The organism is Citrobacter sp. Cpo147 (assembly GCF_030332405.1).
Lineage (GTDB): Bacteria > Pseudomonadota > Gammaproteobacteria > Enterobacterales > Enterobacteriaceae > Citrobacter > Citrobacter portucalensis.
This window is the reverse complement of the sequence record NZ_JAOWHX010000036.1, coordinates 1-15,473: the sequence shown is the minus strand read 5'-3', so window position 1 is coordinate 15,473 and position 15,473 is coordinate 1. Positions and strand designations below refer to the sequence as shown.

Here is a 15,473-nt window from a genome sequence, read left to right as displayed (position 1 = left end):
TTTAAAAGGCTATTAAGGCATCACCCAGTTAATTCTAACCTTCATCCCGCTGCCGTATTTTTTATCCTGTGTTTTTAACATCATCCGCACCAGTCTGGTTCTGACCTATGCATTCTCTGGCGCCAGAAAGGCGGCGTATCACAGAATTTTCCCTGCCTGCATGAATTTTCCTGGTCTTCGTTTCACGTATTGTTCCTATGGCCCGATCTATTAGAATCAATCTCATTTTTATGAGGAGTTGTTGCGTGAAATCGGATATTCACAAACTTAGCATTCCTGTTGTGCCGCTTGGCAACCCGTTTCCTCCCCGTCATTGTTCGCTGTGCCCAAAGGGAGCGGCGATTGATCGTAATAATCAATACAAATTAATAGACAAAAGAAGGCGGTTTAAAGCTGGGGAGATACTCGCCCGACAGGATGAAACCGCGGATATGCTTTTTGTTATCCATGAGGGGTACTGCAAGTCCAGCGTGGAATGTGGCGATAACGTTTTTATCAGCCGCTTTTATGTTCCGGGAGATATCATGGCGCTGGATGCTGTCGAAGGGGGGAAGTACCTGACAACGATTAAGGCGGCAACGGCTGCGGAGGTTTGCCACATTGATATTGCGCGGTTGTTCAAGGTAGCAGATAAGGAGCCTTCGGTTGCTGCCGCAGTCATCAAGTTTCTCTGCAGGGACAATGGATTCATTGTTGAAAAACTGCGGCGCTATGCGAATAAACATGCTGAGGCTAGGATCGCGGCTTTCCTGGTGGAATTTTACGAGATGCATTTGCGCATCGGCAGGCCAGAAACGACGCTTCGCTTGCCATTTTCTCGGGACGAAATTGCCAGTTATCTCGATCTTAAAATTGAAACCGTTAGCCGCTCATTAAAATCACTTGAACAGCAGAATCTGATTACCTTACATAGGGTACGTACCGTAACAATTAATAGTTATCTTGGTTTAAAACGTTTTATCTAATTTTCTATTTAACGATAATCATTATCTCTCCTGATAAGCCAGGAATATTCATTTTATATGGAAAATTCCTGGTTTTAATTTTGTCAAATAATTATCAATTAGAATGTAGTTTCTGTAGGTGAATGATTTTTTTATAAGAATATTCCCGCGGAAATGGATATATCATGAGAATTTTCTTGCGGCGTTAAAAATTTAGCATAATTGCAACAAATAATAAGCATTATAGAGAAACTATGGAGGTGTTAATTATCTTTATGTTTTGTAAGGGTTTTGCTCTCGTGATATTTGTATGATCTTTTTGATATTTATCAAAAACATAAAAAAGATGAATTGTTTGATTTGCCTTATTTATTTGGGTGATAGTTCTGATTCACGGTGTTATTTAAGTAAATTAAACTTAGGAAACTTCTTAGATTATCGTTTTAGTGGGAAAATTCTTAGTCTTTTTGTAATTTTTGCGTTTCAGGGTTTGTTGAGATGTTACTTAATTCAAATGATAATTTTTGGGCGCGGCAATTCTGGCTCGCAATTAATGGAACCGCTGGAGTGACTTAATAATAAGACTCGGTGGTGAGTATGTTCTTAGGAGAAGACAAAAATGAAAAAATTATTATTAGTGACCTCTCTGGCGTCTGTATTTGTTGCGGCAAATGCAATGGCAGATGTCACTGCTTCTGCAACGGCCTCGTGGGACGCGACGGCAACAAAAGATACCACCAGCATGTTGGTCGTCACTCCGTTGAACTCTTTGACTTTCCAGTATGCGGAAGGTCTTAATGGCTTCAACTCCCAGGATGGCGCGTTTGATGTGACTATTCAGGGCCAGGAAACGGCAACTGATTTTGAACTGACCGCTCAGATTATTAGCAATACTCTGACCAACGCCAGTGGCGATGCGTCTACCCTGAACGTAGGGGTGGCATGGAATGGCACCGCGTTGACTAATTCATCAGATACTGTCCTGGTAAATTCCAGCTCGACTTCTGGTCTTGAAAGCCTGATGGCTGATGGCGCTTACAACGGTGCTGATCGCGTCAGCGATCAATCTAACTTCAAATTCACCATTGCGTCTGCGACTTCTGATGGTAGCACGCCGGTAACGGATTACTCTGCACTGCCAGACGGCTATTGGACTGGTGATGTAAAAGTACAGTTCAATGCAACCTGGACGACTCCGTCCGCCTAATAAATAAAGGTTCGGGAGGAGAAATTCTCCCGAATTTATCAGGAATGGTGTCATGAATAAATATTTACCGGCAGCAATGTTGGTAGGGTTGGTAATCTCTTTTTCCAGCTGGGCAATTAACGTCGGTGATATCACGTCGATAATGACTTCTACTGAGAGTTCATTATCGAAAGAAATCACTAATACGACAGATTCGGCTCGTTATGTCAGCGTATCGGTAAAACAACTGTCATCACCTTTAGCGGGCGGAGTCGAAATAAAACCCGTTAATTCCGGGGAATTACTCTCTACGCCTGCCAATCTAATTCTGCCTGGTCAGGCAAAGGATGTTTTTCGCTTCTTTTATAAAGGGCCAGTTGATGATGTCGAGCGTTATTATCGTCTGCAATGGATAGATGAGCCGGTCACCGAGAGCGCGGAAACCCGGGCCAATAAATTGGCTGTTGCGACAGCGTCAGCAGAAATTGGCACGATTTTGGTCGTTGCGCCGCGAAAAGAGCGTTTTGAATATAACCGTAATGGTGATGTTATTAGCAATACTGGCAATGTTTCATTTCGAGTAATCGCCTATGGAGCTTGCAAAGATAATGCTCGCGATCAGGGACGGGGCTGTCGTGAACGTTATTACATTATGCCAGGTACAAAAATAAAACTGCAGTTCACCGACATTAGTAATAGCCGCTCACGCATCGGTATCTGGCACGGTAAGCAGTTTATTACAGTGAAGTGATGGTCAATAGCAGCCATCTGTACGGGATAAATAAAAATACCGGATTGTAAGGATGCATATGACAACAACATATATTGTTGGCGGTAGCATTTGTCTTTTTCTTGCGCTGACACCAGGAACTTCACATGCAGCCCCAGTAAAAGTGGGTAATTACGTTATTCCCAGTGCTTTCGCCCGTTCACTGGAGCAGGGAATGACGGTGCCGGTATATATACGTTACAACGAGACTGATGAGAAAAGTCAGCAAAAAATTGCCGATGCGGTGATTTCGCTTGTTGATGGCAATATTACAGTTAAAGCACTGACTCTTGCTGAATTGCCCAATAATGCTGTGTTATCCGAGAAAACCCGTGCGTTAGTGGAAAAAATCCGTGATGTAAAGTTTCACGATAATACGAATATTGAACTGTCAGATGATGCTCGACTGCAACTTAATGTCTCATCATTTCACCTGGAGATGATTGTCAGCAAAGATGCGTTAACTGAAGCGATTGTCGCGCGCAGTAGCTTGCTTGGACCTTCCAGCGTTGAAACTCTGTCTAACGTCCTGAACTACAACTTTGGTACCTACTACAACGATTACCGAAATGGCAGCAGTACCCGCAGCTATCTGACGATGGACAATACAATATCGCTGCGGGAGCACCACATTAATGTTAACGGTTCGTTTTACGGCATCGGTGACAGTAATGGTACCAGTAAACTTTATCGTGCGATGTATGAGCGCGATTATGAAGGGTATCGACTGGCGCTGGGGATGCTTGATACATGGAATGTCCAGTCTATTGCCAGCCTGAATGCGCTGAATGGTGGGAAAATTTACGGTGTGAGCTACGGGAACAAAGGAAGTACGGTTGTTGAGAATACCGCGCTTTCACTCACGCCGATTACCGTATTTTTGCCAGCCGCTGGTGAGGTTCATGTCTTCCGCGATGGACGTTTACTCAGCGTGCAGAACTTTAATATGGGCAGCTATGAAATTGATACCAGTCGCTTTCCGTATGGTGTTTACGACGTCACGGTAGATATCGTGGTCAATGGGCGGACAATTAATAGTCGTGTCAGCCGGGTTAATAAGATCTTTGCTCGCCAACAAGCTGCTGGAGTTGATCAGCTCTCATGGCAGTTTTTTGGTGGTTCGCTGGATTATGATCGGGTGAGCTATAAGCGTAACCACTATCAGGATTTGGGTAATGAGCAGACCTGGATTGCTGGGGGGGCCGCATCGGTGACGCTGGCGATATTGTCGGGGCTGGGCCTGAAATCAACGATCTACGGTTTTGACAACAATGCGGTTAATGAAACGGATGTCACGCTGAATGTGAATGAATACGTCAGTATTGGCAATCAGATGTTGGTAGCGAACGATTCATCATGGCGAAACATCAGTAACATCAATCTCAATGTCCCTGAAGGATATGGTTCCCTTTGGGCATCTCGTGAAGACAGTAAAATTGGCGATCGCTTGCCCATGCAGGAACGTGATAACTATTCCATTGGCGGAACTCTTAACCTTGGAAAGTTTATTCCTCATGGCGGCTCGCTCACCGTGAGCCAGACGGAGAATCGTTACTCAGGCAATAAATACCGTAATCTGGATTACAACACGACCCTTTATTCAGGCAGGTATGCCACGGTTGGGTTGCGTGCAGGTATTCAGCGTTATTACTACAACAACCGAAATGACGATGGGCGACAGGAACGTTATGTCAGCCTGGACTTATCGTTGCCGTTGGCGACCTGGTTGAGCATGGGCGTCTCCCGAGATCGCTATGGTAGTACCCAGGGTAATATCAGTGCACGAAAACAGTATGCTGAAGGGCCGATTAAATCGGTCGGATTATCGGCATCAACGCGTCTGAGCGGCGAACAGTATTATGACAATAATTATTCGGTAAACGGCAATTTGAGTTATGACACGAAATATAACGCCGGCACCGTATCGGTAACGCGTTCTGCTGACAACTCCACCAATATGAACTTCTCTTCCCAAGGTTCTCTGGCGTGGGCTGGTAAAGACTTCGGTCTGAGTAAAGAGAGGCAGCGTTCTGGCGTTATCGTAAAAACAGATTTGACCGGCGAGGGGAAACTGGCTGCGAAGATTAATAACCGCAATTATCTTCTCAGCGGTAAATCAAATTTCATTGCACTGCCGCCCTATGCTCAGTACAAGCTGGAAATCCTCAATGATAAAAATTCTGAGGACAGCTTCGATATTGTTTCAGGACGCAAACAGGAGTTGACGCTATATCCGGGTAACGTGGGTGTTATCAACCCTGAAGTGAAAAGCATGGTCACCGTATTCGGTCGCATTCGTTATCCCGATGGACAATTGGCTGCAAATACCGATATCCATAACCACATCGGTAAAACGCGTACGGATGAAAAGGGTGAGTTTGCTATCGATATCGATAAAAAGTATCCGGTTATTACGTTAATTTCTGCCAACGGCAGGGTATGTGAAGCCGATCTGGATCTGGAAAAAGCACGCGGTGCAGCGTGGGTTGGTGATGTGAAATGTGCAACGCAAACCACGATGGCACAGAGGTAATAAAATGAAAGTATTGATTAAATTAGCTACTGTAATCTGTGCCGTAGGGAGTTTTTCACCTGTGCCTGCGTTGGCGTTGAATGCAATCTCTTCGGGATCAGTCAGTAATAACTATTTGTTTATCGAAAATGCCATTGATAGTGAATACTTTATTACCCCATCGGCACTTGATCCGCGTTTCAGCGGGTCAAATACGTGGATAAAATACGGTACCTCTCAGGTCAGTCTCGGGTATTTAGGTTTTGTCGGCTGGACTGCGCCTGGATATTATTATCAGGACATGTGGATTGATAACTCCCCGATTAACGGGCCTTTCCGGGGAATCCGTTGTTATAGTGGCAATCAATGCCCATCAACCGGGTTTATTGCCGGATTGGGCGCTGACAAAAACGGTTTTTATCATGCGCAGGTCGGCTCTGTCGCAGGCGTTATTGGTGGCGCCTACGGATTCGCTTCCCTGACCGATACTGCTTATGAGTACTTCCGCAATGTGCCAACCGGTAGCAGCGAAACCTATGTGTTCAACCGCTGTTATACTTCTGTAAATTATGATTATTCTTCCGGGCAACGGTGCAAAGACCAATCGACAGGATCATGGAATTACGTCAATTACACGTTAACTAAACGCGGTCATCTGTCACTTGTCTCGACTAACGCATTTCAGGAGCTTTGGGTTGCCAGCGATGGTACGCCGAGCATCACCAAAGACTCTGGTTATTGTGAACTTGGCGTGGTGGGCGGTACTGACGGTGTGATTTGCAAAATGGTGAGCTATAACTTGCAACAAACGGCCAATCTGACCGCCTCCTTGACGTTTCGCGCTTTTGTCGACACGGCGATGCTTGGTTTTACGCCCGGAGCGGCCACCGTGAAATACTCCGGGAATGGTGCAAACTGGTATAACTATGGTACTTCAACTGCTTATTACAACGTTTTTACGACATCTGGAGAATACATTTATATTTTTCTGTCAAAAGCATTTTTGAAGAAGCTTGTTGATTCAGGGATCAGCATTACCAACAGTCAGCCGTTTACCTTCGGTTTTTATAATGGCTTAACACCAGAGTCAGGACACTACCAGTTTACCCCTTCGCTACAGCTCAATATTGTGCCAAAGGAATATGGGATCAGTATTATCTCATCGGATAACAGCACCTCGGCAAGCGGCAGCGGCACAATTGGCGAGACTGCTCCGATTGAGATGGATTACACCGTGACGGTTTCGGGGCCTCGTCAGGCTGATAGCATTACCGCACAAGTTATTGGGGAAAGTACGACGATAAACAATGTGCCTTATTGCCTGTTCACCTCTACGCAAGGTGGGTTAGCTGTCCCAATTCCCGCCTTTCTTCAGTACAACAGTCAGTCGGGTGGCGTGGTACAGAAACGAAATAGCTGTAGTGAAGCGGCGATCAGCATGAGAGATGCGCAATGGCAACAGACGCCCTGGGACGCAAATAATACAGATGATGGAAGCTACTTTGCGACTGATTTAAAATTGCTTTTCCCAATGAATGATTCGCGTTCGATGTTGACCGTTTCCGGTGCGGATTGGGAAGGTGTTGTCAGTGCCAGCGGAGAGATAAAAGTGACGGCGAATTGGGTGGGCGTGACGCCATGAGCCACTGTCGTTTGGCGCTAAGATGGATATTGGTCTTGCTTTCCGGGCTAACGGTATTCTCCGCTCAGGCCGTCTACCTGGAGTCGACTATTTATGAGATGCCATCGGATAAATCATTTATCAGTAAACGAATCTATAACGATAGCCAGAAACAGAACGTGTACAGTATTAGCGCAGTTAAAATAGATAAACCGGGACCGGGAGGTGAAAACAGAAGTGCTATTGCCGAAGGCGAACTTTTGTTTACTCCGCTCAGTTTTTCACTGGCACCGCAGGCAAGTGAGTTTTTTAAGATTTTCTATCGTGGCCCGCAGGATGATAAAGAACGCTATTACCGAATACTGTTTCGTGAAATGCCGATAACGCTGTTTACCGAACGTAATCTAGGGAAAGGCGGACAGGCTCTCCCGGTGATCGCTATGGATACCATATTGGTCGTTCGTCCGAGGAAAATGAACCTAGCCTACACCATTGATGAGATAAACGGGACGTTGAAAAACACAGGGAATACTTTTTTCAAAATTATCGTACACCAGGGGTGTCACTCAACTGATGATGAAGCCACCATGCGTTATGTGTTACCGGGGGAAACCTGGCATAGTAGTGAGTTGAAAACAAAAAACCGGAAATTTATCGTAGCGTTACAGAAATATTTACCCGTGGGTCAGGGTTGCTCAAAAATTAATCATTAGAGGTGTTGGGTCTGAGCCAATATGCCCAGATTATATATTGGACCTATACTGTCACTAGCTTTATAAAACGTAGCATTAAGTTTAGAGTCGATGAAACAATATGTCGTGCATATTGCCGGAAATGTTTATGAATACAAGATCTACGACATCCTCTCTTAGTTTGTCGGTCAGCATAAACTACGGTAATATGTTATTCTGCTGGTCACTGTAGTTATATGTTTTGTAAGTTTTGTATTTATAGCTTTTTGTTTTGTAATGAAGTGAAAGTGAGTAAAGGGATTTGTACTGATTAAGAAATGGAGTTTTTTCTTTTTCAATTTTTAAATGGAACTTACGGTGTGATGAGAATACTCATATGGATAACTGTGATTATAAATTCTGAATTTACGTGATATGGCTTATGGATAAAGTTTTATCACGAATCGCCTTATGATTATTGGAGGTCGAAGGTGTTGTATATTCTCTCGTGAATAGAGCGAGGGACCTGCTATGCCATAAATTCAAGTTGGTGATAACTATGAATACGAAAAAAATTTTTCTGCTCAGTTATGATACTTTCCTTTTTTCAGGAATAAAAGCATGGTTACCAAATCTGGTATTGATCGATGCACGGACATTTATTTCTGGCACGCAGTCAGTTATGTCACAATATCCGTCCTGCTTGCTGGTGATCGATAACCGGTTGCCATTATTATTGGTCAAAAAATGGCTTCAGAGAAACAGTACACAGTTCATCAACATACACTGTATTGTTCTGCGGATGTGCGAAACCCTGCCAGTTAATCGGGGATATGAAGAATATTCCTTTATCAATGGGGGGGAATTGTCGGAGCAGTTGATCGCTCAATTAAAAGAGAGTTTATTGGCACCTAACAAAGTTGTGGAAGTCAATAAAGATTCACCGATATTTACTTTTAACTTGACTGAATTTGAAGAAGAAATGCTGTATTCATCATTCACAAAAGAAAAACTGCATGATTTCTGTATTGCTAATTCGCTAACAATTAAGTCAGTGTATCGATATCGGGATAAAATTACTGCTCGCCTCGGCTTTTCCAATTTTAATGAAACTGTTATCTTTTTAACCCGAAATAATTTATTAAATGAAGGTTCTATAATCAATAATAATGTGAATGGGGATGCGGTTTACACTGACGCATATGATGTTTCGGATACTAGTAGACTGAGTATGGCAATAAGGAATGAGGAGATCATTCCTTATTTTCAGCCCATCGTGAATATCAGGGGCGACGTTTGTGGAGTTGAGGTATTGGCTCGTTGGCCACAGGGACATAACTATGCTATTTCTCAGCGAGAGTTTATTCCATTGGCTGAAAAAAGTGGTTTAATCAATGAGTTAACTAGCTATTTAATGACCGCTGTTGCGCGCAATCTGGTCTCTGGAGGCGCGAGTATTAATAAAACTCTGTTCGTTTCTTTTAATGTCAGTCCGTCAGGTTTAAATAATCCTGTATTCTATTGGGAATGCCTTAATTTTATGGAGATAACGCAAGGTCTTCCGATAAAATTGATGATAGAGATAACAGAGAACCAGACGTTCACGATTACTCCTGCAATCAAAGAACTTATTCGCTCGTTGCGAAATAAAGGTGTTTTGTTCGCTTTGGATGATTTTGGTACTGGATACGCTAATCTCTGCTATCTCAATGAGTTAGACCTGGATGTAATCAAAATTGATAAAAGCTTCATTAAGGAAATTAAAGAGGTTGATCAATATATCCCTATGCTCGAGTCAATTACTCACCTTTCAGGACTTCTGGGGTTACGTACGGTGGCAGAGGGGGTTGAAAATGACTATCAGCAACAATGGCTGGGAAAAAATAATGTTGACTATCTGCAGGGGTATCAGTTTCTACCGCCAGTGACATTTAATGATTTTATCCGGTATTACCAGCAGTCAGTAGATTTGTTTGAATCAGCGTCGGATTCACCTTTATCTACGTAATTCCTTTTTGACACGGTTATTACATATGAAGGGTAAAACCTTTAAACGAGTATGTGCTCTGAGCTGACATGGCCTGCAGCATGATTTTTTCCTGAACACCAGGGGCAGACGCCTCTGGTATGGGCGTCTTTGCATCGCTGCCTGTCTGTCTGATTAAGTAAAAAGTCCTATAGTGAGGTGTGCACCGTTTGTTTATGTATCTTAAACGGGGTATTTATAGTGATATCAGCGTTAATCAAACAGGTACTGAGGTTTGCCCGTAGCCATGCGTCCTTTCCTGACAAAATTAAGAGTCTGGCTTCCACCACCTCTCATCCTGTTATTATTCCTCATCGCGGATGCGTTGACGGCGATACCGCGTTTCACATTTTGCGCGGTGACTATCGTGATAAGTGCATTGTTGGCTAGCGTCAGTCTGGCGATGATACTGCATACCGCGTGGCAGATGCGGAAGAAACGTACGACGCTAAACCCACTGCATGCAGAGAAATCGACCACGCTTGTTACTGACGGATGTTACGCCTGGAGCCGCAATCCAATCTATCTTGGAATGAGTGGACTTCAGTTAGCTTTTGCTCTTTACGTCGGTAGCTTGATTGGAATATTGGCTGCACCGCTGTTTATGCTGGTGGTTGCCAGATTACATATTGATTTTGAAGAGGAACAACTACGAAAACATTTCGGGCCGGAATGGATACGCTATGAGCAGCGTGTTCGCCGCTGGTTATAGAATTCCCTTGCCGCGTACCAGGAAGCCTGTGACGACACGATTTGTGCGTAATTGAATGCGGATGATGCAAAAATAGGCGTTTGATTCGCAAGGCCATTGACGCACAGTCCGGTTAGTTTTAACCTTCTACCCCGTGTTCACATTCATGGGCACGTCCTTATCAGGGCCGATATAGCTCAGTTGGTAGAGCAGCGCATTCGTAATGCGAAGGTCGTAGGTTCGACTCCTATTATCGGCACCATTTCAAACTCTTCCCAAGTCTACCGAAATCAACTAAAAGCCCGTATACTGCGGTTTCTGGCCCGTATCTTATCTCCTGTTATCAACTGGACTCAACCGAAATCAAGTCGCAGTTGGGGGCATAAGTGGGGGCATTCTGTGTTCGGTCCAGGGAGATGCCCCCAATGAAGCTTAATGCACGACAGGTAGATGCTGCTAAACCCAGAGAGAAAGCCTACAAGCTAGCAGATGGTGCAGGCTTGTATCTTGAAGTTGTTCCTTCTGGTTCTCGATACTGGCGGATGAAATATCGCTTCAATGGAAAAGAGAAACGTATAGCTTTTGGTGTCTATCCGGCAGTGTCCCTTGCACAAGCGAGGGCACTACGTGATGAAGCCAAGAAAAAGCTGGCCGAAGGTATCGATCCATCGTTTGCCAAGAAAGAAGAAAAGTTGGTTCGTGATGTGCAGCTCAACAATACGTTTCAGGCTGTGGCACTTGAATGGCACGGAACGAAGGTGAGCCGGTGGTCAGAAGGTTATGCCTCCGACATTATCGAAGCCTTCAATAAAGATATTTTCCCTTATATTGGCCAACTGCCGGTGAATGACATCAAGCCTTTGGTTCTGCTGAATGTGCTACGTCGAATGGAAAGCCGTGGCGCGACAGAGAAGGCCAAGAAGGTTCGCCAGCGCTGCAGTGAAGTCTTTCGTTACGCCATCGTTACCGGTCGTGCGGAATACAATCCTGCAGCGGATCTTACCAGTGCAATGTCAGGGCATGAATCGAAGCATTATCCCTTCCTTACTGTTGAGGAGTTACCAGAATTCTTTAAAGCTCTCGCAGGCTACACAGGAAGCCCGTTAGTTGTTCTTGCCGCTCGTCTGCTGATCCTTACAGGAGTTCGTACTGGCGAGCTCCGAGGTGCTTTCTGGAGTGAATTTGATCTTGAGAAAGCGGTATGGGAAATCCCTACAGAGCGTATGAAGATGAAACGGCCTCACCTTGTCCCCCTTTCTACCCAAGCGCTGGAAATCGTACAGCAGCTCAAAGTGATGTCTGGGCAATATCCTCTGGTGTTTCCTGGGAGGAATGATCCCCGCAAAACGATGAGCGAAGCGAGTATAAATCAGGTGTTCAAGCGGATTGGATATACGGGGAAGGTAACAGGGCATGGTTTTCGCCACACGATGAGTACGATTTTGCATGAGAAAGGGTTCAATACAGCGTGGATTGAAACCCAGCTGGCTCACGTTGATAAGAATGCGATTCGTGGCACGTATAACCATGCACAGTATCTGGAGGGACGGAGAGATATGATGCAATGGTACGCAGATTACATCGATAATATTAGTAAATTTAAACTAATCATAGGATTATAAATTTACCTACGTACTAACTGCTTATTCGTTCGATAGAGTGAAAATATAAGTAGAGCTCCTCATGTGGCATAAAATCAGTATGTAGTAAGATCTCTACAAGCTAGTGGTGTATTTTGTCGGGACGCTTACATTTATAATGCATGTACAATTCGCTATTATTTTTCTGTAATAAAGCAATAGCGAATTGAATTATTCAACTGCATTACGTTTTGTTTTTCGCCGATTGAATGAAATATACCCAAGAGTGGTTTCTTTTATTTTTATAATTTCTTATTATTTCTCTTGCCCCATAATAAATTCCGAATGGATTTACGACGGAAGGGAGTGGAAGGTTGCTTAATACTGCTTCCATGCTGGATTTTGTAATGTTAGGTTTAATTTGCAAAGCCAAATCCCATAAGGCTGAATCTAAATCTAAATTAAGTTCTAAATCGATATTTTTGTCATTCATTTCAATGGAGAAATATTTTTTCCTAAACGCCTTTATATATTTGTCTTCTCTTAATTCCAGAATTTGATCCCAAGTTAGTTCTTCAAAGTTTGGGATAATTAGATCAGTTGTGAAAAGATTTTCTATATTGGATGTTTGTTGGGCTGAGTTAACCGCTGATGCAACTACCGGGGCAAAGTTAATATGAAGGCTTTTATATTTATTTTTTAATAGGAAATTAAACCCCAGATCGGAGCTAATATCTCCCCAAACTATTCTTGCTGCCTTATACTCCCTATCATGGTTATGGATCCCCATCTCTTTGTCTATGAGGGCTCGTCCCCATGAGAATTTAGAAATCATCTCACTTTGATGTTCTGAAACATAGTCCCTAGCTTCATCATTTAATTTTTCAGGGTTTTCGGATAAATCCCATAAATCGGTAAATAAATCTTGGAATTTTTTATTTTTAGAAAGATTTAGTTTCTGCTTGAGATCTTCTTCATCACTTGCAAAAGTTGAAATATATTCAGGTAGACTTGTAAATAAATCATGGGTTCCTATTGGACATCCGTACCTGTTGAATATTATTTTATCAAATAAAATAGCATATCTCTTATATATTCCTTGGATAGAAATATTTGAACGTTTAAAGTTTATAACATTAGAAAATGATGAGTAAACTTCCATTTTATGGTTTCCATATCGGTAAGGTTGATTGACCTGGTTTCCCTATAACGATTGCAACGCTTTGCTGAGCTCTTGTAACTGCAACGTAAAATGTTGCGGCGGCTGTACTTTCAAGATACTCATTTTTTTGAATAAAGGCCTCAATTCCTGAGGTCGGAATTATTAGGATTCTTTCAAAAGTTGAACCTTTAGATGCTTTGAAATTAATAAAATCGAAATTATAGACCTTACCGCTACTTTTTGAGTTTCTCAAGCATTGTGGTTTAAATGCTTTGATGTAATCTTCAACATCCTCCTTCATTACAAGAAAAACCCCATCATGATATGTAACAGTGTGATTTTCAGATTTTGTTTTAGGAAAACCCCATTCAGGTGAAAAAATAGTATCGGCGTAATCAGATATTAAATGATGGCATCTCCAGGTTGTAAAACGTTCAATTATCTTTATTATTCCTTTCTCTTCTCTTTCCAAAAACCAAGAAAGCATATTAGTATTTTGATATTTTTTATGCTTACTTCCTCTTGGATTGGTTGATAGAACAGCTTGCCGCATATCTCCAACCATTTTTAAATTGATAGCCGTTGCTAACAAAGAATCTAATATGTCTAAATCGTAGCCACTCAAATCCTGAACTTCATCAATAAGTATTTCATCATACATAGATTCAAGTCTAAAAATTAATGCCCCTTGGCTTGCATTAATCAGTTCTGCACTTAGTCGAGCTAGCTCACAAGCGTAAGCATGGTTGTTTTTATCTAAAAATCTGTTGATACCCTTTGCCATCATGTATGGCCTTCCATCAAAGTTAAATCCCAAAATTCTTTGTCCAGGGAATTTATAGGGGAGGAACGGTTTGGCAAAATGTCGGATTAAAAAGGTGTACCACCCAAGCACTTCAATATGTGAGCTGTTTCCTGCACAATGAGATAACCGATTGCGAATTTCATTTTGGTTGAATTGAGTAAATGTTAAAACTAATACTCTTTTTTGACCATCTATTCTCGCACAATGATCAATGATTCCTTGTGTTTTTCTTGAACCTGCTACAGCCAAGATTAACTCATTGTTCATAAATAAACCTTATCGCATTGACCTGCTCCCCGTTGATTAGTACACCCCGATGTTAGTAATGTCTTCATAAGCCACATGAGGACATCCCCATGAAGAAGCGTTTTTCCGACGAACAGATCATCAGTATTCTCCGCGAAGCCGAAGCTGGGGTACCCGCCCGTGAACTCTGCCGCAAGCATGCCATTTCCGATGCCACGTTTTACACCTGGCGTAAGAAGTATGGCAGTATGGAGGTGCCTGAAGTTAAGCGCCTGAAGTCGCTTGAGGAAGAGAACGCCAGACTCAAGAAGCTGCTTGCCGAAGCCATGCTGGATAAAGAGGCGCTTCAGGTGGCTCTTGGGCGAAAGTACTGACGACAGACCAGAAGCGGGAAGCCGTGATGTTGATGTGTGATGCGACCGGTCTGTCGCAACGTCGTGCCTGCAGGCTTACAGGTTTATCCCTGTCGACCTGCCGCTATGAGGCTCACCGTCCGGCTGCTGATGCGCATTTATCAGGGCGCATCACTGAGCTGGCACTGGAGCGCAGGCGTTTTGGCTACCGTCGTATTTGGCAGTTGCTGCGCCGTGAAGGGCTTCATGTTAATCATAAGCGCGTGTACCGGCTTTATCACCTCAGTGGCCTGGGCGTAAAACGCAGAAGACGTCGTAAAGGGCTGGCAACAGAACGTCTGCCGCTGCTCCGTCCGGCGGCGCCCAATCTGACCTGGTCGATGGATTTCGTCATGGACGCACTTTCCACCGGTCGCAGGATCAAGTGTCTTACCTGCGTCGATGATTTCACAAAGGAATGCCTGACGGTCACTGTTGCCTTTGGGATTTCAGGCGTTCAGGTCACGCGTATTCTGGACAGCATTGCACTGTTTCGAGGCTATCCGGCGACGATAAGAACTGACCAGGGGCCGGAGTTCACTTGCCGTGCACTGGATCAATGGGCCTTTGAGCATGGTGTTGAGTTGCGCTTAATCCAGCCGGGCAAGCCAACGCAGAACGGATATATTGAGAGCTTTAACGGACGATTTCGCGATGAATGTTTGAATGAGCACTGGTTCAGCGATATCGTTCATGCCAGGAAAATTATTAATGACTGGCGGCAGGATTATAACGAATGCCGCCCGCACTCCACGCTGAATTATCAGACACCGTCTGAATTTGCAGCGGGCTGGAGAAAGGGTCATTCTGAGAATGAAGATTCCGACGTTACTAACTGAGTGTTGTATCTAATCGTGGGGGCAGGTCA

General features: G+C 43.6%; 12 protein-coding genes and 1 tRNA gene. 11 read left to right on the top strand and 2 right to left on the bottom strand.

Annotated elements, in window-relative coordinates; translation table 11 throughout:
* The first annotated feature begins 245 nt into the window (after window positions 1-245).
* From OGY06_RS17685 to OGY06_RS17640, 10 genes are all read left to right on the top strand, one after another.
* On the top strand, window positions 246-965 hold the full coding sequence (locus tag OGY06_RS17685; RefSeq protein WP_063941995.1) for a Crp/Fnr family transcriptional regulator: 720 nt from the start codon (window positions 246-248) through the stop codon (window positions 963-965).
* A 598-nt stretch (window positions 966-1,563) separates the two neighbouring features.
* Window positions 1,564-2,151, top strand: a complete 588-nt coding sequence (gene ecpA, locus OGY06_RS17680; protein ID WP_003830835.1) for a common pilus major fimbrillin subunit EcpA — start codon at window positions 1,564-1,566, stop codon at window positions 2,149-2,151.
* 52 nt (window positions 2,152-2,203) lie between these two features.
* On the top strand, window positions 2,204-2,881 hold the full coding sequence (locus tag OGY06_RS17675; protein ID WP_060682708.1) for an EcpB family pilus assembly chaperone: 678 nt from the start codon (window positions 2,204-2,206) through the stop codon (window positions 2,879-2,881).
* 58 nt (window positions 2,882-2,939) lie between these two features.
* A complete protein-coding gene (locus tag OGY06_RS17670; protein ID WP_286605811.1) occupies window positions 2,940-5,432 on the top strand; it encodes a CS1-pili formation C-terminal domain-containing protein in 2,493 nt (830 codons plus the stop codon).
* 4 nt (window positions 5,433-5,436) lie between these two features.
* On the top strand, window positions 5,437-7,053 hold the full coding sequence (locus tag OGY06_RS17665; RefSeq protein ID WP_267441256.1) for a fimbrial adhesin EcpD family protein: 1,617 nt from the start codon (window positions 5,437-5,439) through the stop codon (window positions 7,051-7,053).
* On the top strand, window positions 7,050-7,745 hold the full coding sequence (locus OGY06_RS17660) for a fimbrial biogenesis chaperone (protein WP_126319144.1): 696 nt from the start codon (window positions 7,050-7,052) through the stop codon (window positions 7,743-7,745). Before OGY06_RS17665 ends, OGY06_RS17660 begins: the two co-directional genes overlap by 4 nt.
* Window positions 7,746-8,262: 517 nt before the next feature.
* A complete protein-coding gene (locus OGY06_RS17655; protein WP_003830840.1) occupies window positions 8,263-9,711 on the top strand; it encodes an EAL domain-containing protein in 1,449 nt (482 codons plus the stop codon).
* Between the two features lie 265 nt (window positions 9,712-9,976).
* Window positions 9,977-10,441 carry a methyltransferase family protein gene (locus OGY06_RS17650; protein WP_286605808.1) on the top strand — a complete coding sequence of 155 codons (465 nt, stop codon included), beginning with the start codon at window positions 9,977-9,979 and terminating at the stop codon, window positions 10,439-10,441.
* Window positions 10,442-10,606: 165 nt separating this feature from the next.
* Window positions 10,607-10,682 (top strand) — tRNA-Thr (locus tag OGY06_RS17645).
* Between the two features lie 163 nt (window positions 10,683-10,845).
* Entirely contained in the window at window positions 10,846-12,042 is a 1,197-nt protein-coding gene (locus OGY06_RS17640; RefSeq protein WP_116360903.1) for a tyrosine-type recombinase/integrase, read from the top strand.
* 202 nt (window positions 12,043-12,244) lie between these two features.
* Here OGY06_RS17640 and OGY06_RS17635 read toward each other — a convergent pair whose 3' ends face one another.
* Both OGY06_RS17635 and OGY06_RS17630 read right to left on the bottom strand, forming a co-directional pair.
* Window positions 12,245-13,162: a hypothetical protein gene (locus tag OGY06_RS17635; protein WP_116360904.1), complete on the bottom strand. Its 918-nt coding sequence runs from the start codon at window positions 13,160-13,162 to the stop codon at window positions 12,245-12,247.
* A gap of 1 nt (window position 13,163) precedes the next feature.
* Entirely contained in the window at window positions 13,164-14,234 is a 1,071-nt protein-coding gene (locus tag OGY06_RS17630) for a UvrD-helicase domain-containing protein (RefSeq protein ID WP_275147870.1), read from the bottom strand.
* An 89-nt stretch (window positions 14,235-14,323) separates the two neighbouring features.
* Between OGY06_RS17630 and OGY06_RS17625 the strand changes: the two genes are divergently transcribed.
* A protein-coding gene (locus OGY06_RS17625) for an IS3-like element ISSen4 family transposase (RefSeq protein ID WP_103015411.1) occupies window positions 14,324-15,444 on the top strand; the annotation gives its coding sequence in 2 pieces (ribosomal slippage) (window positions 14,324-14,582 and window positions 14,582-15,444; 1,122 coding nt in all).
* The last annotated feature ends 29 nt before the right edge of the window (window positions 15,445-15,473 follow it).

Coding starts and splice junctions, on each gene's coding strand:
- OGY06_RS17670 (WP_286605811.1), top strand. CDS start 2,940: ATGACAACAACATATATTGTTGGCGGTAGCATTTGTCTTTTTCTTGCG.
- OGY06_RS17640 (WP_116360903.1), top strand. CDS start 10,846: ATGAAGCTTAATGCACGACAGGTAGATGCTGCTAAACCCAGAGAGAAA.
- OGY06_RS17630 (WP_275147870.1), bottom strand. CDS start 14,234: ATGAACAATGAGTTAATCTTGGCTGTAGCAGGTTCAAGAAAAACACAA.
- OGY06_RS17655 (WP_003830840.1), top strand. CDS start 8,263: ATGAATACGAAAAAAATTTTTCTGCTCAGTTATGATACTTTCCTTTTT.
- ecpA (WP_003830835.1), top strand. CDS start 1,564: ATGAAAAAATTATTATTAGTGACCTCTCTGGCGTCTGTATTTGTTGCG.
- OGY06_RS17650 (WP_286605808.1), top strand. CDS start 9,977: ATGCGTCCTTTCCTGACAAAATTAAGAGTCTGGCTTCCACCACCTCTC.
- OGY06_RS17675 (WP_060682708.1), top strand. CDS start 2,204: ATGAATAAATATTTACCGGCAGCAATGTTGGTAGGGTTGGTAATCTCT.
- OGY06_RS17635 (WP_116360904.1), bottom strand. CDS start 13,162: ATGGAAGTTTACTCATCATTTTCTAATGTTATAAACTTTAAACGTTCA.
- OGY06_RS17660 (WP_126319144.1), top strand. CDS start 7,050: ATGAGCCACTGTCGTTTGGCGCTAAGATGGATATTGGTCTTGCTTTCC.
- OGY06_RS17665 (WP_267441256.1), top strand. CDS start 5,437: ATGAAAGTATTGATTAAATTAGCTACTGTAATCTGTGCCGTAGGGAGT.